Source organism: Pseudomonas brassicacearum subsp. brassicacearum (assembly GCF_008801605.1).
Classification (GTDB): domain Bacteria; phylum Pseudomonadota; class Gammaproteobacteria; order Pseudomonadales; family Pseudomonadaceae; genus Aquipseudomonas; species Aquipseudomonas brassicacearum.
The window spans coordinates 202,487-219,794 of record NZ_VZPJ01000007.1; the positions used below are offsets into that span (position 1 = coordinate 202,487).

Sequence of the window (17,308 nt, forward strand, 5' to 3'; positions counted from 1 at the left end):
GAGAGCGCTTGAAGAGGCTTGAAAAGCGCTTTTGCGCCGGGGGCAGGGGGCCAGTCGTCATCGTTTTATTGTCCGGTCCATTTATTTCTGCGCGCCGGTTGTTTCCAACGTCGAAGCGATAAGGTCGCGCGTAAGAAAATTCGGGAATCCCTCAGGGTCAAATGGCTTTTCGGCCGATTCTGTTGGATAAGTGGGGCTGCCCAACTGCCTGGACTTGTTGTATCCACTGAATGGGATACCTTGTTGACCCAGTTACTCACTGCTCAGGGAGAGCGCCATGCCTGTAGAAATCCAGCTTTCGGAAAATGCGACTGAAGCAGAGCGAATAGGAATTTTGACCCCATTGCTTGCCCATAACTTGGCCAACGGTGGAGACGACGCCTATGAGGTTTTTGCTCTATTGCTACGAGACGCTGACAGCAATGAAGTGATTGGCGGGCTGTACGGCAAGGTCTCTTATCGATGGCTGCTCATCGATCTTATCAGCGTTCCCGAGTCGGTGCGTGGTCAGGGTATCGGAGAACGGCTAATGCGTATGGCTGAAGAAGTTGCGCAGAAAAAACATTGCATTGGTATCTGGCTGGAGACCTTCAGCTTTCAGGCTCCCGGGTTTTATCGAAAACTGGGTTACTCCGAATTCGGGCGCCTGGCAGACTATCCACCGGGGCATACCCGGCTCTATTACCAGAAGTCGTTGTGCTGACCGCGTTTTGGATCTTGGGCCGACTGTGCTTCGTAGCGGGCAGCAATCGGCCAGTTTCTGCCAGCGAGCATGGGTTGTATCAGTATTCTTATGAATTACCGGTCAGCGCTATGGCCGCAGCCGTCACACCATGCGCAGCGAGGACAAGATCTGCTGCTCGTTCGGCGATGACGACGCACGGCGCCATCGTGTTGCCAACGGTAATTCGCGGCATGATCGAGGCATCAGCGATGCGCAGTTTATCGATGCCATACACACGCAGTTGATGGTCGACCACCGACATCGTATCTCGACCCATTTTCGCGGTGCAGGATTGGTGCCAGTAAGTCACGGCAGAGTTGCGGATGAACTGCTCCATAGCGCGATGTTCTTTCGGCCCGGGCACAACTTCGCGTTTGACCAGCCCGTTGAAGGCTTCGCTGTTACCGAGGGCCCTGCACAGGTCGATCGACGCATACGCCGCTGTCATATCCTCGGGCGCGCTCAGCGAGTTCGGCTCAATGAGTGGGGCATCCAGTGGCCCGGCACCCGACAGGCGCAAGCGTCCTCGACTGGCAGGCCTGGCCAGTCCAGCGAACATTGTCCAGCCATGTTGTGGCGGCTCAATCGCGACCTCAGGCGGAGAGGGTACCGCAAACGCCAGCTGACACTGCAACAGGTCCGGGACCTCCAGGCGACTGTCGCTTTTCCAGTACAAGGTGGTTTCGCACCCGCCGCTACCGACTGCCTGGGGTTGCAGGTACTCCCACGTACAGCCAAAGGCGAGATGGTCCTGAAGATTCTGGCCCACGCCGGGAAGGTGATTGGTCGGTGCGATGCCGTGGTTTCGCAGTTCCTCTTCCGGGCCGATTCCCGATTGCATGAGCACCTTGGGTGTCTGCACCGCGCCCAAGGACAGGATGACCTCGGCTGCGGCATAGAAGCACTGCCGTTCGCCTGCGATCACCGCTTCGACACCGATAACCCGTGTACCGATAAGCAATACGCGGGTCACCAATGCCCCTGTCAGAACCGTCAAGTTCGGATAGTGCAACCGTGGCCGGATATAGGAGTCGTAAACGGATTCGCGCTTGCCCTGGTTGATGCGCAGGTCGGTAATAGCGATCCCGCCCGGGCCTTCCATCATCTCGCCATTGGGGCTGTCGAATCTGGGGATACCCAGCCGGCTTGCCGCCTCCAGCGTTGCCCACGCGAGGGGTTGAGGCATGGCCGGCTGTTCGACATGCACGGGGCCACCTGAACCACGCCGAGTGGTATCAGGGCTGCCTTGCCAGTTCTCGATCCGGCGGTAGTAATTGAGTACCGAATCGTAGCCCCAGGCCGGGTCGCCGGACTCGGCAGCGAAATGGTCCCAATCGGAGCGGTGCCCGCGCGACCAGACCATCACATTGATGCTGGAGCCACCGCCGAGTCCCTTACCCATGCTCAGGGATAGTCGTCGACCGTTGAGGTGTGGGTTGGGTTGCCCCTCGAATGCCCAGTCGCGCTTTGAACCGAGGTTCATCGGCCATTGTGCCGGTTCGGCAACCTCGGGGCCCGAGTACCCCTCGCCAGCTTCAATCAGCAAGACGCGTGCGCTTTTCTGATCGGCAAGACGGGCTGCGACCACGCAGCCCGCCGTACCTGCACCGCACACAATGAAATCATAGTGTTGATCATGCAGATGATTCATGCGGACGCTCCGTATCGATGCAGCGATTGAATTTGCGGTTATCAGTGGCGTCATTTCCCTACGATCATTGTTCGCCAACGCTGTGCACTGCCTTAAGAATCACTGCGGCGACCTCGGCGGGCTGTGACTGCTGGGGAACATGGCTGGTGTGCACCTCTGCAAGGGTGGCACCGATACGCTTGGCGGCAGAGCGCTGGACGTCGGGGTGGATCATCCGGTCTTCTGTGGCAAGCAGATACCAGGACGGTTTGGCCTTCCAGGACGACACGGTCGTTTTATCTTCGAAGGCAGATGCCTTGATGGGACCTTGCGTGGCGGTCATGACGGCGGTCTGCGCTGCCGGGAGATCCTGGGCGAAGTCCTTGGCCATGCCTTCCGGCGTCAAATAGAGGAAACCGTTGCCGTCTGCCTTGATCTGACTGATGCCAGGGGGCGTGGGCGCACCTTTACCTTGTTCGCCGCTGGTTTGCCCGGCCTCTGGCGCGAAGGCGGCGACATACACCAGCGCGCTGACCTTCGGGTCGCTACCGGCCTCGGTAATCACAGTGCCGCCCCAAGAGTGCCCGACTAGAATCACCTTGCCCTGCTGGTTGCTCAACGCGCGGCGCGTAGCGGCAACATCGTCGGCAAGCGAGGTGAGCGGGTTTTGCACAACCGTAACGGCCACCCCTTGGGCTTGGAGCAGTGGCACCACTTTGGCCCAATCGGAGCCGTCGGCGAACGCGCCGTGTACGATCACCACGGAGGGCGTTGTATCCTGCGCGTGACTGGCGCTTGCGATGAAGGTACCGGCTAGGGCAAAGGCGACGGTAGCGATTTTCGATTTGAATGTTTTCATTGGATGAGCTCCTGTTCGGGAGTTCAAATTCTGCTGACTAGCCTGCGTTGTGGGCATCGGTCAATTATCCGACCCCGGGACATTTTTCATGGATAGAGTGTTGCAACTGGATATCTCCCTGGGCGGGGCACTGGCGACGATCGCCCAGGTCGGTGACCTCAGCATGGGACAACCACTCGGTCATTCCCGGCGTGTTGCCGCACTGGCGCGGATGCTGGCGCAGGCCCAGCACGGCGACGGTGAGCACCTGAGGGTAGCGGAACAGGTTGCCTTGCTGCGCTGGTCCGGTTGCACCGCCAATGCCGAAGGCTTTGCGGATCTGCTGGGCGACGACGTCGATGGCCGCCGCGCGATGCTCGATTTGACGCTGGGCAATGAGCAAATGAACGCGGTGCATCAGGCAACCCCGCTTGCCGTCGTGCACTGTGAGGTGTCTGGAGCAATCGCCAAAACCCTCCAGCTCGGTGCCGCCGTCGAGGCGGGCTTGTGTCGCGTGTTCGAAACCTACGACGGCACTGGCCGGCCGCTGGGCCTGACCCATGAGCACATTCCGGAGGTCGCCTATCAAGTAGTACTTGCAGGTGATCTGGATATTCTCAGTCGTGCACACGGCCTCGACGCGGCGCTGCGCTGGATCAGAGAGCAGTCGGATCGGCGCTATCCCGCGTCGCTAGTATCGTTGCTTCTGGGGAACGCAAAGGACTGGCTGGCGGATTTGGAAACGCTTTCGAAAACGGTTGACCACGCGCATGAGCAGCGTTGCGTCTCACTGACGTTGGTGGGAGACATCATCGACTTGAAGCTCCCGTGGTTGGCAGGGCATTCGCGGCAGGTAGCGCATGTCGCCGTGGAAGCGGCGCGCCTGTGGGGGCTGCGTGAGCCCACTTTGACAGAAATTGGCAAGTCCGCGCTCATCTACGGTCTCGGCCGGGCAGCCGTTTCGAACCACCTTTGGAATACCGCAGGGAGGTTGCCATACGGCGCTGCGGAGCGGGTGCGCCTTGTCCCTTACTGGACGCAACAGGCGCTTAGACCTATCACTGAACTGGCCGTGCCCGCAGAGATTGCAACCCATGCCTATGAACGGCTCAACGGCAGTGGCTATTTTCGAGGCGTGGCGGGTGATGCGCTGTGTGCCGAGCATCGCCTGTTCGCCACATCGGTAGCCTGGGTCGCGCTAAGGGAAGCCAGGCCATGGCGATCGGCCCACGGCGAAGCGGATGCAGCCAGGCTACTCAAACAGGATGCTGGCAGTGGCTTGTTCGACAACGATGTTTGCGAAGCAGTAATTGCCGCCGCAGGTGGCGAGCGTCGGATGCGTCAACCGAAGGCTTCGGTACTCACGACTCGCGAGTGCCGCATCCTGCTGGAGATCAGCCGTGGCGCCAGCAACAAGCAGGTGGCGCGGCTGCTGGACATCAGTCCGAGCACGGTTCGCACGCACATGGAAAGCATCTTTCGCAAACTGGAATGCTCGACCCGGGCAGCCGCTACCTTGAAGGGACTGACACTGGGATTGATTGCCTGAGCCAGGTCCGGGTCAAGCCTGAATCATGCGAGCCCGTCCTGATCGGCTTGACTGGCGCGTGCCAGGTCGATGAATGCCTTGGCTGCCGCGCAGGGGTTGCGGCGGTTCGGGTAGTACAGGCACAGCTTGTCTCTGGGCGGTGTCCAGTCTTCGAGAGTCCGCACGAACTGTCCGGCGCGGATTTCCTCGTGAACGTCCTGCTCCATGAAAAAGCCGAGCCCCATGCCTTCCTGCACTGCCACTTTGACCACGCTGGATTCATCCAGCGTAAGCGGCCCGCTCACATCGAGACGAGTCACTTCTGCGTCCCGCTCGAAATGCCACGGGAAAATCGCCCCATTCGGTAGTCGAACGCGGATGCATCGATGCTGGAGCAGCTCGGATGGCGTTCGCGGTTTGCCGTGTTTTTCGAAGTACGCCGGCGAGCCGACCACAGCGTACCGTTGCGGCTGGCCGAGAGGGATCACAATCATGTCGTTCGGAACGAGGCTTGCTGAACGCACGCCGAAATCGAAGCCGTCAGCAACGATATCCACCAGACGGCCTTCGGTTACGAGGTCGATGTGTACTTTCGGATGATGCTGCAGGAACTCCATCACCAGTGGCAGGAGCGCCGATCGGGCAGCGCTGGCGAACGCATTGATACGCAGCGTGCCCGAGGGGCCGGCGTTATGCGATCGCACTGCATCGAGTGCAGCACGCAAATCCTGCAAGGCTGGCCCCACCTGCTCCAGAAATATCCTGCCCGCTTCGGTGATGGCCACGCTACGGGTAGTGCGATTGAACAGCCGCGATTCGAGGCGGGCTTCCAGTTGGGCAATGGTGTTGCTCAATGCGGTGGCGGAGACGTCGAGATCGATAGCGGCTTGCCGAAACGAACCCCTGCGTGCGACCGCTATGACAGCGTCCAGATCACTGAGGCCTAAACGATCTTGTGACATGGATTGTCCTGAATTTCGGGATTGGTCATAAGGGTTTGTCCCAGTTGAACAAACTATCCGTCAGGCAGCAAGATCGCTCCAGGAAATCTATCCAGGAGATCAGCAAATGAGCCTTCAGCGTGTCAGCGTTGTTGAGACGTACTTTGACATCGGCAGTGGAAGCGATTGGGTTACTGCTGAATGCTCGCCACCTCAAGCATGTGATGCATTGCTGAGGCTGGCCGCACACGGCGAGCACCAGATCCAGCAGCTTGGTGGGCTATTACTCACTGGGCGAGAGTGTCGCATCCTCAGGGAGATCAGCGTTGGCGCCAACAACAAGCAAGTGGCGAGGTTGCTGGAAATAAGTCCTAGCACCGTTCGCACGCACGTGGAAAGCATCTTCCGAAAGTTGGAATGCTCGACTCGAGCGGCCGCCACCTTCAAGGCAGCGAAACTGGGGTTGATCTCCTGATGCCCGGCCCGGATGGATGCCGCATTGCATCAGGTTCGCGTACAAAAGTGCACAAGATCGCTTCATACAACCAGATTCTGGAGAGCGAAAACATGACCCTTCAGCTTCCCGACGTCGTGCAGGCGTACTTTGCGGTCACCAATGGTGGCGATGCAGCGCAACTTGCGAGCTGCTTCCGCTCGGACGCCACGGTTTCGGATGAGAGAAAAACATACGAAGGAACAACTGCCATCGAAGCCTGGCAACAGGAGGCACGTAGAGCCTTTATCTATCAGGTCCAACCACTGCATGCCCTGCAGGGGCAGGGCAGGCTGACTGTCATTGCGCACCTTGTTGGGAATTTCCCCGGTAGCCCGGTTCAATTGAGTCACGTCTTCACGCTGGAGGGCGGTCGAATCCGTTCCCTGGAGATCACGCCATGCTGAATCTAGGTTTGACTGGCAAGCGGGTCCTCGTCACCGGTGGCACCAAAGGCATCGGCAAGGCTGTCGTCGAGTTGTTACTGGCCGAGGGCGCGAAGGTCATTACCTCGGCCAGGCAGGTGGACGTTGAAATGCCGGGCGCTATTCTGATTGCGGCTGATCTTTCGACCCGGGAAGGTTGTGACGTGCTGATCGCCGCGATCCAACAGCGGCTGGGTGGCGTGGACATAATGATCCATGTCCTGGGTGGTTCGTCGGCACCCGGCGGTGGTTTTGCTGCACTGGACGAGGAACAGTGGCAACGAGAGCTCAGCCTGAACCTGTTGCCGGCGGTGCGCCTCGACCGCGCCTTGCTCCCGGGTATGCTGGAGCGCAAGGAAGGGGTCGTCATCCACGTCACCTCCATCCAGAGTCGGCTGCCACTGCCGCAAGCGACAACAGCTTACGCGGCGGCCAAGGCCGCGCTTTCGACGTACAGCAAAAGTTTATCGAAAGAGGTTTCGCCCAGAGGCATCCGCGTGGTTCGGGTTTCGCCGGGCTGGGTTGAAACCGAAGCGTCGGTCGCATTAGCCGAGCGACTCGCGCAGGAGGCAGGTACTGACTATCAAGGTGGTAAAGAGATCATCATGAAAGCACTTGGGGGTATCCCGCTCGGCCGTCCATCGACACCTTCCGAAGTGGCTGACCTGATCGGTTTCCTGGTTTCGCCGCGAGCGGCATCTATCACGGGAAGTGAGTTTGTGATCGACGGCGGAACAGTACCAACGGTTTAGCCATCTGTTTGCAGGAAGGCGCAAAATACAGCCCCAGCGGTCATCGTTTGGCCGCTTCTGGCCGAAAGCAACCCGTTACTTCGGATGGAGCTGACCACCTGCATAACGCTAAACGTGCTGTAATTTTCTCAAATTCTTGAGCCCTGGGGGGGCGGAGGTGTCAGCCCCTCAACGTGGGCTTTGTTGAATCGAGCGACGTAACCGTTGCCACTCATTCCAGCAATCCTCGGCAACGATATCCGCATAGCCCCGCTCTTGTTCCATCGCCAGCGCGGTGGCAAAGGTGACTGCAATGCAGGTGGCTTGGTCTCGGATGTTGCAGACTTCGAGTTCGGTGAGTGGGGTGCCTTTTTTGGACTCGGCTGCTGTGAGTACAGCTGCAAGGGCGGGTACGAAAACCAGGCATAGGGGATCGGAGGACATTAGCTTCTTCCTTGGAGTGAATTGGACATTATTAACGGGACACGGGGGCAGGGGGGCGTCGTCATCGTTTCATGGTCCGGTCCATTTATTTCTGCGCGCCGGTTGTTTCCAACGTCGAAGCGATAAGGTCGCGCAGCCACATATGGGCAGGATCGCGATGCAGTCGCTCGGGCCATAACATCAGCATTTCAAACCCGGGAATGGCGAGCGGAGGTGCCTGGACGTGAAGCGCTGGCTCATGTTTCACCAGCCGTTCCGGCACCACCGCAACCAAATCGCTGTGCACCAATGCCGAGACCAGCGAGTTGAAATTGGACACGGACAATACCACTCGCCGCTCCAGACCTTCAGCTGCCAGCGCGTGGTCGGTACTGCCAACGAAGCCGGCGCCATCAGGTGACATGACGGCATGTTCAAGCGCGCAGAACGCTTTGAGCGACAGCCTGGTTGCCAGCGCGGGATGGCCGCGCCGCGCCGCCAGCACATAGCGTTCGTGAATCAAGGAGCGCTGACGCAACTTGGGCGGCGCTTCATCGCGGGTATGCAGCGCCAGATCGATAAGGCCGTTTTCCAGATCCTTGGCAAAGTCGACAGTCGGTTTATTCACAAGCGCCAACCGCGTATACGGCGCCAGGCGCCTGAGCCGCGAGAGCGACGGCCAGATCAAGGCAGTCGTCGCATAATCACTGGCAGCGATCTTCCACGTTTGATGGGACCGTCCGGGTTCAAAAGCGGCAACAGGACTCAGTGCGCTTTCCAGCGCGGCCAACGCGTCACGCAGGGGCCCCTGCAATTCGCGAGCACGCTCGGTGGGCGACATCCCTCGGGGGCCAGGCAGTAAAAGCGGATCATCAAGAAGATCTCTCAGCCTGCCCAGTTGCAGGCTGACGGTCGGTTGCGCGAGATTGAGCAAGCGCGCGGCCCGCGTCACATTTTGCTCGGCCAGCAAGGCATCCAATGTGACCAGCAAATTAAGATCCAGGCGGCGCAAGCTATTGTGCATGCAAATACCATGTGTTTCGGGAATTCATTTCTATCATAGCGGATGCATGCTTACGCTGAGGGACACATTCAACGCGGAGCCCTCATGAAAATACTACTGATCTACGCCCACCCCGAACCTCGTTCGCTCAATGGCGCGCTCAAGGATTTTGCAATCACTCACCTGGAAACAGCAGGCCACGAGGTCGAAGTCTCAGATCTCTACGACATGCGGTGGAAAGCGTCTCTCGATCCGGACGACGCCCCAGGTTATGACGCAGAAACGCCTTTCAACCCAGCGCTTGAATCCCAGCGTGTATTTGCCGCTGACAGCCAACCGGCGGACATCCAGGCAGAGCAGGCCAAATTGCGCTGGGCCGATGCCGTCATCTTTCAATTTCCGCTGTGGTGGTTCTCGATGCCCGCGATTCTCAAGGGCTGGATCGAACGCGTCTACGCTTACGGGTTTGCCTATGGGGTCGGCGAACATAGCGAAAACCACTGGGGCGATCGCTACGGCGAAGGCAGCATGGCAGGCAAGCGCGCCATGTTGGTGGTCACAATGGGCGGTTGGGAATCCCACTACAGTGGCCGAGGGGTGAACGGCGCGTTGGATGACCTGCTATTTCCCATCCAGCATGGGGTGCTTTTCTATCCTGGCTTCACGGTCATGCCGGCCTTCCCAATTTATAAGACCAGCAAAATGGACGCCACCCGGTTCCAATCCATTTGCACGGCTTATGCCGCTCGCTTGAATACGCTCTTCAGTGATCAACCCTTGCCATTTCGTCGCCAGAATCACGGCGATTACGAAATTCCGGCGTTGACGCTTAAATCGCATCTTGCGTCGGGTCGTTGTGATCTTGGTATTCATATCAGTGATGGTGAGAGTGTTTAAGGTAATAGAGAAACCGGTTATATAGCCCATGATCTGGACGCAGGGAGGGGAGGGTGCCCATAGTCCGGAACAAGTCCGGCACCACGCAGAACGTTATGGCCTCCGCGGGGGGATCCTCATGTGGTCCCTCGACCCGCGATCGACAGATATTCTTCACCGGCCCCGTCTTCGGCGTGCCTGCCAAGCGGTTTCGACCTGCTCTGGCGTATTGTTCTCAAGCAGGATGCGCAGGGCGTTATCTGAAAAGCGCGGGTGCTTTTGGCTACCGAACTCGAACACCATCATGTTCGCTTGATCCTCATCCACCCTCAGCATTTCGCGAAGAGCCTTGCACTTGCTGGGATTCAGCCCAACTCGCTCAGCTAGCACCGAGGGGCTCAAGTGATACTTCTTCTGGAGGTCCACTTCACGGATCGCTCCCGCCGCCTCTGGATCATCACCTGACACATACCGAACAGGAGCACCGTCTTTCTTGCTGAAATGGACACGGAGAGTCGGCCCCTCCCCAGTAATCTGACTGGAGAGCGCTACGAGCCTCGGAAAGACTTGTTCTACCTGATTACCCGCTTTGATGGCCTTTTCAATACGATTAATGTCACGCTCGGACACTTCGACGATTTCACTCGTGTGCGCCTCCATCGCCAGCAGCGTGCGGATACGCCCACGGGCTTCATCTCGTGCACGCTTGTTCGGCGCCAGCAGCTCAGCAATGTGCCGAAACTCGCGATCCACCAAAATATCGAAACTTGGAAGCGCCGTTGTGGACAGTGGCATCACCCGGAGTGGAAGGTTATTCGCCAGCGTATCCGCAAAGTGCTGCGCTAGCACCTCATCCAGCGTGGTGATCAACGCTCGAGTAGTGACGAACAACGCATCCTCCGGCACAACAATCATCCAGTGTTGTGCAGCATTCCGCATTGTATCTAGTGCACGAATAGAGCCAGCCTGAGCAGCGCTAATAAAACCGCTTGAGGTCGCTACGTTGAGAGCTTTATCGAGCCCGATAGCGAGCCCTTTCTGCTTGTCGAAGACCTCCTTTGATTTCTGGACCAGGAGTGCCTTGGTCAGCATTTCGCTGCTGTGCTGAAGGTGGAGAAGCACTGCCTCAGTACGGCCGTGGTCGTCGTGACCATTGAACACCTCCAGACCTCGCCGAAGGGAAGCAATGGCTTTGCTCTTGAGCGTCCTGGCTTCCCGTTTTAATTTCATACGATGCGCATCCAAATGATCGAACAAGGATGTCAGAATGATAGCTATGGTTTCCGCATCGTGTAGATTGAGAAACTCATGAGGTCGCTAGCCGACCATTGGGATAATGCTCTCGTGGCAATGAGGTGGGCTCGGGCTCCCGGGGCCGTTTACCTTGAACACCGACGTGGCAAGGACTGCTGACAATGGCTGACAAAATTTCACGACGATTGCTTCTCCTCAGTCCACTGCTGTTGCTGGCTAATAGCGCTTCTGCACGAGGAGGACGAGGTGGTCGCGGCAGAGGAGGTCACTCAGGCAGCCGAGGAGGCTCACTGTCCGGGAAAGGGCTGTTATGGCTCCTCGGCATCGGCGGAGTTTTTTTTGCCCTCGTCAAGCTCAGTGGGCGAAAGGAGGCTAAAAAAGAGGCTGAGAGAAAGTCCGCTGAAACAGCCCGCCTTGAGGCCATTGAGAGAGCAAAGCCTCCGAAAGAACATTGGGATGCTCTCTCCCTGTGTCTGCTTTGCGGGAGTCCTATGGTGACTAGAACCGCCAAGACGGGTCGGAACAGAGGCAAGCAATTCCTCGGCTGCACCTCTTACCCTCGCTGCTTAGGAACGCGAAAGATCGTGAAGGGAGCTTCAAAGCCCGGAGGCTCTCAATCCAAGCCTAGCTAAGCTAATTTCTCGCCAGCCACTCTCGCATGACTGGTAGGGAGTACCTCTGCAGTTGGCACTGGTTAAGCTACCCTACTCCAGAAGTACAACTCGTGGGCTACTGGTTAGCGCTCTCGTTCTGGCGGTCCGTAATTGGGCAAAAGAGCCGTTCGCAAGTGGCCGCTATCGACCCAAAGCTGACGGTGGCGGCAGGTAGAAATCGGCCTTGAGCAGACATTCAAGAGGCGACGTCAGTGGGACTGCTACTAAGCACCTCATAGGTCAACCCAGCCTCAAAATATGATGCTCTCCACTCAAGGAATCCTACTTCTGGCTCGCACAACAAGAGAACGGTACATCCAGCCTCCCCCATTGAAACCCTTTCCACCACGGCGATATCTCCAGGAGCCGCCTCCCGAGAACTCATCCAGTCCCTGAGTACCGCCGCCGCCCGGTCAATAGTGATCAGTTTTATGATACTGCCCTTGGAAAGTGTCATGCCGTCTTGCCTAAACTTGTGAACGTATCTGGCTTGTAAACCTATTTGGAGATTTAAGGAAGGTCTGCTCCTGGCCGATCTCTGCCGGTTGGGACCTTTAAACTAGGTGGCCAGATTTGAGGCACGCTGCAGATACACATCTCTAATTACGTAAAACGGGCGCTTTCAGGCGCCCGTCATTCCATCAGCTTTCAACCTGCGCCTGAAGCCGCCGACCAATCACCTCCAGCAAATCACACCCATCGCGTAACGGAATCACCAAAAGCTGTGCAAAGTCCGAAAGCACCCCCGTATCGCTGGTGATTTCAGAGCGAAACGCAATGTTCTCCAGTACCTGCGTCACCACACGGATGCGGTAATCAGCGGTTGCATGCAGGACGTCCAGCGGAGCTTGAGTATCTATGAGGAGGGAAGCGGGAGTGCAGTCGATGCCGGTGATGGGGACGTATCTTTCCATGTTCTAAACTCCAATCTAATAAGGTTTTAACCGCTCAATCGTCGCCAAACAATTGGGCGGCAGTTGTACGCAGGTTGGCGAGCCGGGATTGGAGACCGGCAGACCCGAAGGCCTCCCACGCACAACTGCCATAACAGGCAGCCGTGCAAGTGTGCCAAAGCCTTCGCAAAAAACGCAGTACTTTTGCACCCAATCCCTCAGGTCGCCAAACCTGATCGCCATTCTGCGGCGATGGGAATGACTATAGATTTCACCAGATTGGACAGGCAAGGCACCTGCTTCCGATAGCCTTGTAGGAGTCGAGACAGTTTTTTGCCAGAGATAACCGGGCAGACAAAGGAGCAGTCGAATCTGGTCGACGCTGGACAGTTGCCCGGCGGGGATCTACCGTCGCGAGCGGCCCGGAGTCATCGAGCCTGGTGATTTGATTAATAAAGGAGAGGGGGACATGGAGAAATGGACGCTGCACTGGCTGGAGGCCTCGGGGAGTCTTGCCGAGCTTCGCCGCGAGCTGGTTGATGAGTTTGACGCCGCCTACGAAGCCATTGCTCGCCTGATGCCCCCGCCGCGACTCGATGTCCTGATTCAGCGGCTACCGGGCGAAACCATTCCAGAAATGGGCCTGGTAGGACGGGCGTATCGCAGCTCCATGTTTACCATGACCCTTGATCCCGACAATCCGAATTTCTTTTCCAGCCTGCGCACCGGCGCACTGCGTCGGCATGTTGTTCATGAGGTTCACCATTGCCTGCGCATGGGCGGCCCTGGTTATGGCTGGACGTTAGGCGAGGCGTTGGTCAGCGAAGGGCTTGCCGGTCAGTTTGTTCGGCATGTGCTTGGTAGCGATCCGGAGCCTTGGGAGCATGCCATCGCATCTGCCGATCTTTTACGCTCACCGGTTGGACTGCAAATTCTCGAGTCGAGGTATTACGATCACAACGAGTGGTTCTTTGGTTTTGGCGACAAACCCAAATGGCTTGGTTACTCGTTAGGCTATCAAATGGTCGGACGCTGGCTTGCGTCGAGGGGCGAAACTGATATTTCGACCTGGGTCAGCGCACCTGGAGCAGACATCATGGCTAGTGCGCTGGAGGAAGGTTTGGTGTTGGCTGGAACGAAAAAGGGGACGGATTTATTTGCTTGTAAATAGATCCGTCCCCTTTTTGTAAAATGGAGCAGTAACAATCATGATGAGTAGCACAGCACGAGTAAAAATCATCAGAGAAGCGATCAATAATTTTGTTTCAGGTCCGCACGGAGTTTGCGTGCTTCGCTCTGAAATCCTCAAGGCAACTTTGGGCTCAGACCTTGATGGCAGAGGCATCTGCGACGCCTTTGTGCCTGTGGGGGCTAATAATCAGAATCACTCGACAGGTCTGTCGGGCCTGGAAACAATCGCAACATTGATGGAATCAGACCCGTCTCTCAATAGCGCGTTTGTATTCAGTAAGTTCGAGATTGCTGGAGTGTCAGGCTTCCAAGTTCTCTCTGCACTGAAAGAGGTCATCCCTTCTACTGTGAGTATGAATGACGTGCTGTCTAACGAATATTTTGTGCAGAAATTGAGCAAAGATCTAGGACTCTGATAGAAAGATGGAAGCATTAGGGCCTCCCGCTGTCGCTTCAGTAGTTGACGGTAGTGACGGGAGGAATGTACTTCTTCGGCCCGAAGTGGCAACGCGAACGTGAGTTTAACCTTGATCAAAATTCACGACCTGAAGAGTCATCGGTTAGGTCGTGAAGAAAGCTAGTTTGTGACGCACTGATGAAGAAAGTCGATCTAGATTGAGTTTCTGCTGGCATCGAGAAATACGGAACGAAAAAGGGGACGGATTTATTTGCTTGTAAATAGATCCGTCCCCTTTTTGTTGGTCCGATAGCTGCTTCATAGCAGACCACAATCGGCTCATTTCAGCCAATGCTGATCGGGCGCTTTGGGTCGTTCTCTGTCCTCCGCGACAGGCAACCATCGGCCAAGAGCAGACGTTCGAACCTAAGGTAATGCGATGAAGAGAAAAACAAGAATGACTGCACCTCTGACCAGTAACGCAGCAACCCAGCCTGGGTCTGGCTGGACGTTTGACCCTGATCGCATGATCCGAATAGCCAATTGTCATTCGATCATCGAAGTACTTCGCCACATCAAACACAGTGGGCCGGAATGGGCGCATCGTAATGTCCATATTTGCTTTCCCGGCCCATCAAATGCCTGGGCTCTGGTGTACCCGCTTCAGAATGCCAGTGCCCCGTACTTTGACTTCATGTATACCCACAAAGAGCCTCCTCAGGAAGCGCTGTCCGCACTGCTAAGGAAGTATCCACAGTGTTTCGTCATCGACTGGTCGCCCGGACGCTTGGCCTGCATCGAAGCTCAGGGGGTGGATGTTGAGACGCTCGCTGAAATTATCCGGGATCTAGCTGAAGCTGCTTGGGATGAGCACATCACGTTCGTCGATGCTTCGTACGAGGAAATGGGTAAAGCGTGACCCAAGAGTGGACAGTCGACCTTAGCTTCCCAAGCGCGTGCGCAAAGACCAGGTCTTGGGCAACAATCGACCAGACGGGAACGGAACGCAGGTCACCATAATCGAAGGAATGTTTGTTATGAGCCACCTTAACAACGACTTGAGGGCCGATTTCGTTGAGGCACTTGAGGAAATCTCGACGCTGATGTCCATTGCATACGACCAGCTCGGCCCTGTACCGGAAGACCATGCATTAGCTCAGGCAGGTTTAGAGAATGGTGGTGAAATAGTTCTGGATTATGTCGATCACAACGAGGCTGGAGTAGCGTTCGAACACCTGCTTTACATGATTGACGAACCACCGCTCGTTGTTTCTGAAAAATGCATAAAAATTTTAGCTCGGATCGCAAAGTCCTTGAAGATGCCATTCACGAGGTGACAAAAATTTACCCACCTGAAGGTCAGCTTTGGGTCGGTTAGCGACCGTTGCTCTTAGTAGCCATCCTTGTCCTTCCACACGTGGAGGACTTGTCATGAAAATCATCGCTACCTGCAGCCGTCAGCCGTGGAACAAAGGAAAATTGGTCGGGCAGAAATCTCCACTCCAACTGAGAGATAACTGGGCCATCCGAGTAAGGCTTCAAATCGCAAAAAGAACCCGGGATCTAGCTCTTTTCGATCTGGCCATCGACAGCAAGCTTCGAGCCTACGACTTAACCAATCTCCGCGTGCGCGACATTGCCCATGGTGAGTACATATCATCACGAGCCATGGTGATGCAGCAGAAAACGCAGCGGCCAGTGCAATTCGAGATCACTGAGCAGACACGGTATGTCTCTCACGGCCTAGATACATCAGGCCCAGCTACGCAGCGAGGACTGTCTTTTTCCTAGCCGGCTGCATACCTCAAACCATCTATCCACTCGTCAATACGCTCGTATCGTCAAAGACTGTGTGAAAGCCGTTGGCCTTGACCCAGCCATGTATGGCACTCACACAATGAGACGTACCAAGGCATCATCATCTATCGCAGGACGAAGAACCTGCGGGCGGTTCAGCTGCTGCTCGGCCATACGAAGCTGGAGAGCGCCGTTCGATATCTGGGGGTTGAGGTCGATGACGCCCTGGAGATGGCGGAACAAACTGAGGTTTGACTATGCATAGCGACGGTCGAAGTCAAGCCGTCGCTAACCGACCCAAAGCGGTCATCTTCATGTTCCAGTATTATTATGCCGATGCCCGGACTGTTCATAGGTAGGTTGATGTATGGCCAGAAGCGTTAGGCTTCAAAAGAAACTTCATTCAAAGCATCTCATTGAGATAGCGGGAGAGGTGGTGCTTGATGATTGCCTTGTTGAAAAGCTATGGGCGCTCGACAGAGGTGACAGGTTTGAGTTGAACTCACGCTCCTTCAGTTTTGGACCTGTTCAAAAATACCGCTTGGAATACGTGATAACCAGAGGCCCAATTCCTGGGCACTGGCTCTACAAAGAATTTGACCCAGAGGAACTGACATTATTTTTTACGGCAAAGGACTTTGTCGGCATTTGCCATGGCTGGACCTTGTTTGACGAGTGACCGCTCCGCATTAGCTTTCTGGGAGGCAGATTCTGGCCGATCTCTGCCGGTTGGAACCTTTGAACTAGGTAGCAAGATTTGAGGTTCGGTGCAGATACCACCTCTAATTACGTAAAACGGGCGCTTTCAGGCGCCCGTCGTTCCATCAGCTTTCGACCTGCGCCTGAAGCCGCCGACCAATCACCTCCAGCAAATCGCACCCATCCCGCAACGGAATCACCAAAAGCTGTGCAAAGTCCGAAAGCACTACCGTATCGCTAGTGATTTCAGAGCGAAACGCAATGTTCTCCAGTACCTGGGTCACCACTCGGATGCGGTAATCGGCTGTCGCATGTAGGACATCCAGCGGGGCTTCGGTATCGATGAGTAGGGAGGCGGGGGTGCAGTCGATGCCGGTGATGGGGACGTATCTTTCCATGTTAAAAACTCCGATCTAATGAGGTTTTAACCACTCAATCGTCGCCAAACAATTAGGTGGCAGTTGTACGCAGGTTGGCGAACCGGGATCGAAAACCGGCAGGCCCGAAGGCCTCCCACGCACAACTGCCGTAACGGGCAGCCGTGCAAGTGTGCCAAAGCCTCCGCAAAAAACGCAGTACTTTTGCACTCGATCCTCAGGTCGCCAAACCTGATCGCTATTGAGCGATGGGCATCACTATAGGTTTTGCCGGATTGGGTGGGGAAGGTGATGGGTTCCTAAAGCTTCGTAGGAGTTGCGATCGTTTTTTGCCGGAGGGATCTGACATGGCCGGCTCGACTGATTCACAACCATCAACAGGCCGGGGTGTCAGCTTCAGGTCTGCTGCGCAGCCCAGCGGGAGCAAGCTCCCTC

At 56.4% G+C, this 17,308-nt stretch carries 19 protein-coding genes and 2 pseudogenes; 13 read left to right on the forward strand and 8 right to left on the reverse strand.

Annotated features, from left to right (window positions below):
- The first annotated feature begins 277 nt into the window (after window positions 1-277).
- Window positions 278-703 carry a GNAT family N-acetyltransferase gene (locus F7R20_RS17775; RefSeq protein WP_003203116.1) on the forward strand — a complete coding sequence of 142 codons (426 nt, stop codon included), beginning with the start codon at window positions 278-280 and terminating at the stop codon, window positions 701-703.
- A gap of 88 nt (window positions 704-791) precedes the next feature.
- On the opposite strand, the gene F7R20_RS17780 is transcribed toward F7R20_RS17775, so the two are convergent.
- A complete protein-coding gene (locus F7R20_RS17780) occupies window positions 792-2,375 on the reverse strand; it encodes a GMC family oxidoreductase (RefSeq protein ID WP_013693647.1) in 1,584 nt (527 codons plus the stop codon).
- 64 nt (window positions 2,376-2,439) lie between these two features.
- Window positions 2,440-3,213, reverse strand: coding sequence for an alpha/beta fold hydrolase (locus F7R20_RS17785; protein ID WP_003203112.1), 774 nt, complete (start codon window positions 3,211-3,213; stop codon window positions 2,440-2,442).
- 88 nt (window positions 3,214-3,301) lie between these two features.
- On the opposite strand from F7R20_RS17785, the gene F7R20_RS17790 reads away from it, so the two are divergent.
- Entirely contained in the window at window positions 3,302-4,741 is a 1,440-nt protein-coding gene (locus tag F7R20_RS17790) for an HD domain-containing phosphohydrolase (RefSeq protein ID WP_033028128.1), read from the forward strand.
- A 23-nt stretch (window positions 4,742-4,764) separates the two neighbouring features.
- On the opposite strand, the gene F7R20_RS17795 is transcribed toward F7R20_RS17790, so the two are convergent.
- Window positions 4,765-5,682 carry a LysR family transcriptional regulator gene (locus F7R20_RS17795; RefSeq protein WP_003203108.1) on the reverse strand — a complete coding sequence of 306 codons (918 nt, stop codon included), beginning with the start codon at window positions 5,680-5,682 and terminating at the stop codon, window positions 4,765-4,767.
- 190 nt (window positions 5,683-5,872) lie between these two features.
- Between F7R20_RS17795 and F7R20_RS17800 the strand changes: the two are divergent.
- From F7R20_RS17800 to F7R20_RS17810, 3 genes and pseudogenes are all read left to right on the forward strand, one after another.
- A pseudogene (locus F7R20_RS17800) lies at window positions 5,873-6,136 on the forward strand (response regulator transcription factor); the annotation flags it as partial.
- Window positions 6,137-6,228: 92 nt separating this feature from the next.
- Window positions 6,229-6,561, forward strand: coding sequence for a nuclear transport factor 2 family protein (locus F7R20_RS17805; protein ID WP_003203105.1), 333 nt, complete (start codon window positions 6,229-6,231; stop codon window positions 6,559-6,561).
- Window positions 6,555-7,331, forward strand: a complete 777-nt coding sequence (locus F7R20_RS17810; protein ID WP_003203103.1) for an SDR family oxidoreductase — start codon at window positions 6,555-6,557, stop codon at window positions 7,329-7,331. The genes F7R20_RS17805 and F7R20_RS17810 overlap by 7 nt, the downstream gene beginning before the upstream one ends.
- Before the next feature lie 168 nt (window positions 7,332-7,499).
- On the opposite strand, the gene F7R20_RS17815 is transcribed toward F7R20_RS17810, so the two are convergent.
- Both F7R20_RS17815 and F7R20_RS17820 read right to left on the reverse strand, forming a co-directional pair.
- Window positions 7,500-7,754, reverse strand: a complete 255-nt coding sequence (locus tag F7R20_RS17815; protein WP_033028127.1) for a hypothetical protein — start codon at window positions 7,752-7,754, stop codon at window positions 7,500-7,502.
- A gap of 85 nt (window positions 7,755-7,839) precedes the next feature.
- Window positions 7,840-8,757, reverse strand: a complete 918-nt coding sequence (locus tag F7R20_RS17820) for a LysR family transcriptional regulator (RefSeq protein ID WP_003203101.1) — start codon at window positions 8,755-8,757, stop codon at window positions 7,840-7,842.
- Between the two features lie 84 nt (window positions 8,758-8,841).
- On the opposite strand from F7R20_RS17820, the gene F7R20_RS17825 reads away from it, so the two are divergent.
- The gene (locus F7R20_RS17825; RefSeq protein ID WP_042956561.1) at window positions 8,842-9,633 is read left to right on the forward strand and encodes an NAD(P)H-dependent oxidoreductase; all 792 of its coding nucleotides are present in this window, start codon (window positions 8,842-8,844) and stop codon (window positions 9,631-9,633) included.
- 153 nt (window positions 9,634-9,786) lie between these two features.
- Here F7R20_RS17825 and F7R20_RS17830 read toward each other — a convergent pair whose 3' ends face one another.
- Window positions 9,787-10,842 (reverse strand): hypothetical protein, encoded by a 1,056-nt coding sequence (locus F7R20_RS17830; RefSeq protein WP_003203096.1) that lies wholly within the window; start codon window positions 10,840-10,842, stop codon window positions 9,787-9,789.
- A 185-nt stretch (window positions 10,843-11,027) separates the two neighbouring features.
- On the opposite strand from F7R20_RS17830, the gene F7R20_RS32360 reads away from it, so the two are divergent.
- Window positions 11,028-11,498, forward strand: a complete 471-nt coding sequence (locus F7R20_RS32360) for a topoisomerase DNA-binding C4 zinc finger domain-containing protein (protein ID WP_080756082.1) — start codon at window positions 11,028-11,030, stop codon at window positions 11,496-11,498.
- Window positions 11,499-12,160: 662 nt separating this feature from the next.
- On the opposite strand, the gene F7R20_RS17845 is transcribed toward F7R20_RS32360, so the two are convergent.
- Entirely contained in the window at window positions 12,161-12,433 is a 273-nt protein-coding gene (locus F7R20_RS17845; protein ID WP_003203094.1) for a hypothetical protein, read from the reverse strand.
- 448 nt (window positions 12,434-12,881) lie between these two features.
- Here F7R20_RS17845 and F7R20_RS17850 point away from each other — a divergent pair, with 448 nt between their 5' ends.
- The 6 genes and pseudogenes from F7R20_RS17850 (at window position 12,882) to F7R20_RS17875 (ending at window position 16,476) form a co-directional block, all read left to right on the forward strand.
- Entirely contained in the window at window positions 12,882-13,583 is a 702-nt protein-coding gene (locus F7R20_RS17850) for a DUF2268 domain-containing putative Zn-dependent protease (protein ID WP_003203092.1), read from the forward strand.
- Window positions 13,584-13,620: 37 nt separating this feature from the next.
- Window positions 13,621-14,019, forward strand: a complete 399-nt coding sequence (locus tag F7R20_RS17855; protein ID WP_033028126.1) for a hypothetical protein — start codon at window positions 13,621-13,623, stop codon at window positions 14,017-14,019.
- 438 nt (window positions 14,020-14,457) lie between these two features.
- Window positions 14,458-14,919, forward strand: a complete 462-nt coding sequence (locus F7R20_RS17860; protein WP_223523108.1) for a hypothetical protein — start codon at window positions 14,458-14,460, stop codon at window positions 14,917-14,919.
- 118 nt (window positions 14,920-15,037) lie between these two features.
- Window positions 15,038-15,337: a MafI family immunity protein gene (locus F7R20_RS17865; protein WP_016984859.1), complete on the forward strand. Its 300-nt coding sequence runs from the start codon at window positions 15,038-15,040 to the stop codon at window positions 15,335-15,337.
- Window positions 15,338-15,431: 94 nt separating this feature from the next.
- Window positions 15,432-16,052, forward strand: a pseudogene (locus F7R20_RS31950) (tyrosine-type recombinase/integrase).
- Window positions 16,053-16,164: 112 nt separating this feature from the next.
- Window positions 16,165-16,476 carry a hypothetical protein gene (locus F7R20_RS17875; protein ID WP_033028124.1) on the forward strand — a complete coding sequence of 104 codons (312 nt, stop codon included), beginning with the start codon at window positions 16,165-16,167 and terminating at the stop codon, window positions 16,474-16,476.
- A 145-nt stretch (window positions 16,477-16,621) separates the two neighbouring features.
- Here F7R20_RS17875 and F7R20_RS17880 read toward each other — a convergent pair whose 3' ends face one another.
- Window positions 16,622-16,894, reverse strand: coding sequence for a hypothetical protein (locus tag F7R20_RS17880; RefSeq protein ID WP_003203083.1), 273 nt, complete (start codon window positions 16,892-16,894; stop codon window positions 16,622-16,624).
- Window positions 16,895-17,308 lie beyond the last annotated feature (414 nt).

Excerpts from the sequence above, each read along its gene's own strand:
- F7R20_RS17775 (WP_003203116.1), top strand. The coding sequence starts at position 278 with ATGCCTGTAGAAATCCAGCTTTCGGAAAATGCGACTGAAGCAGAGCGA.
- F7R20_RS17780 (WP_013693647.1), bottom strand. The coding sequence starts at position 2,375 with ATGAATCATCTGCATGATCAACACTATGATTTCATTGTGTGCGGTGCA.
- F7R20_RS17785 (WP_003203112.1), bottom strand. The coding sequence starts at position 3,213 with ATGAAAACATTCAAATCGAAAATCGCTACCGTCGCCTTTGCCCTAGCC.
- F7R20_RS17790 (WP_033028128.1), top strand. The coding sequence starts at position 3,302 with ATGGATAGAGTGTTGCAACTGGATATCTCCCTGGGCGGGGCACTGGCG.
- F7R20_RS17795 (WP_003203108.1), bottom strand. The coding sequence starts at position 5,682 with ATGTCACAAGATCGTTTAGGCCTCAGTGATCTGGACGCTGTCATAGCG.
- F7R20_RS17805 (WP_003203105.1), top strand. The coding sequence starts at position 6,229 with ATGACCCTTCAGCTTCCCGACGTCGTGCAGGCGTACTTTGCGGTCACC.
- F7R20_RS17810 (WP_003203103.1), top strand. The coding sequence starts at position 6,555 with ATGCTGAATCTAGGTTTGACTGGCAAGCGGGTCCTCGTCACCGGTGGC.
- F7R20_RS17815 (WP_033028127.1), bottom strand. The coding sequence starts at position 7,754 with ATGTCCTCCGATCCCCTATGCCTGGTTTTCGTACCCGCCCTTGCAGCT.
- F7R20_RS17820 (WP_003203101.1), bottom strand. The coding sequence starts at position 8,757 with ATGCACAATAGCTTGCGCCGCCTGGATCTTAATTTGCTGGTCACATTG.
- F7R20_RS17825 (WP_042956561.1), top strand. The coding sequence starts at position 8,842 with ATGAAAATACTACTGATCTACGCCCACCCCGAACCTCGTTCGCTCAAT.
- F7R20_RS17830 (WP_003203096.1), bottom strand. The coding sequence starts at position 10,842 with ATGAAATTAAAACGGGAAGCCAGGACGCTCAAGAGCAAAGCCATTGCT.
- F7R20_RS32360 (WP_080756082.1), top strand. The coding sequence starts at position 11,028 with ATGGCTGACAAAATTTCACGACGATTGCTTCTCCTCAGTCCACTGCTG.
- F7R20_RS17845 (WP_003203094.1), bottom strand. The coding sequence starts at position 12,433 with ATGGAAAGATACGTCCCCATCACCGGCATCGACTGCACTCCCGCTTCC.
- F7R20_RS17850 (WP_003203092.1), top strand. The coding sequence starts at position 12,882 with ATGGAGAAATGGACGCTGCACTGGCTGGAGGCCTCGGGGAGTCTTGCC.
- F7R20_RS17855 (WP_033028126.1), top strand. The coding sequence starts at position 13,621 with ATGATGAGTAGCACAGCACGAGTAAAAATCATCAGAGAAGCGATCAAT.
- F7R20_RS17860 (WP_223523108.1), top strand. The coding sequence starts at position 14,458 with ATGACTGCACCTCTGACCAGTAACGCAGCAACCCAGCCTGGGTCTGGC.
- F7R20_RS17865 (WP_016984859.1), top strand. The coding sequence starts at position 15,038 with ATGAGCCACCTTAACAACGACTTGAGGGCCGATTTCGTTGAGGCACTT.
- F7R20_RS17875 (WP_033028124.1), top strand. The coding sequence starts at position 16,165 with ATGGCCAGAAGCGTTAGGCTTCAAAAGAAACTTCATTCAAAGCATCTC.
- F7R20_RS17880 (WP_003203083.1), bottom strand. The coding sequence starts at position 16,894 with ATGGAAAGATACGTCCCCATCACCGGCATCGACTGCACCCCCGCCTCC.